This window comes from Oleiphilus sp. HI0079, assembly GCF_001635105.1.
In genome coordinates this window covers 1-835 of record NZ_LWFT01000842.1, presented here as the reverse complement: position 1 = coordinate 835, position 835 = coordinate 1, and the positions used below count along the sequence as shown (strand labels likewise).

At 49.6% G+C, this 835-nt stretch carries 1 protein-coding gene and 1 pseudogene; both read left to right on the top strand.

Translation table 11 applies throughout. The features are described from left to right. Positions 1-351 (top strand): annotated as a pseudogene (locus A3750_RS15725) (phosphate acyltransferase); the annotation flags it as partial. Positions 352-379: 28 nt separating this feature from the next. Beyond that, a partial coding sequence (locus A3750_RS15720; protein ID WP_156498639.1) for an ACP S-malonyltransferase occupies positions 380-835 on the top strand: 456 nt, incomplete at its 3' end.

Sequence of the window (835 nt, the reverse complement as noted above, 5' to 3'; positions counted from 1 at the left end):
AAGGCAGATGTACTGGTATGCGATGGATTTGTCGGAAATATCGCATTGAAAAGCGCAGAGGGAGCGGCGGGTATCATCCTTTCAGGTGTCAAAGAGTTTTTTGATAAGAATTTCTATCGTCGTTTATTGGGGCGTTTGGTCCTACCATTAATGGGTGATGCGTTGCGTCAATTAGACCCCGAGACGCATAATGGAGCCATGTTTCTTGGTCTAAATGGCGTGGTTGTGAAAAGTCATGGCTCCTCAAGCGTAGCGGCATTTATTCACGCTATCGAGCTAGCAGAGCGCGAAGCCGCGGAAAACCTCCCTGAACAAATTAATCGGATACTGGAGCTGGCCTCAATCGACTGATTTGGCTCAGCCCGAAATAGGAGAAGAAATGTCTTTGGTATTTATGTTTCCTGGGCAAGGCTCTCAGACAATTGGCATGATGTCTGAGCTTTTAAGTCTGTCTGAACGCGCGAATAAAGTGTTTGACGAGGCATCAGCTGCGATCGACATCGACCTGAGAGCCCTAGCTTTGGGTGGGCCAGAGGATCGAATAAATCAAACTGAAATTACGCAACCTTTAATTCTGACTGCGAGCATTGCAGTTTGGCAGGAGTGGTGTGCTCGCTCAGACCTTCGTCCTCAATATATGTGTGGCCATAGCTTGGGAGAGTACACGGCGCTAGCTGCGTCTGGAGCGATCACTCTTGCGGATGCAGTTAGCCTTGTGCATTTGCGCGGCAAGCTCATGCAAAGTGCCGTGCCATTAGGTCAGGGCGCTATGGCGGCTTTGTTAGGTTTGGAGGACTCCGCTGTCGAACGGGTCTGTGAAGAAGCGCAGCAATTT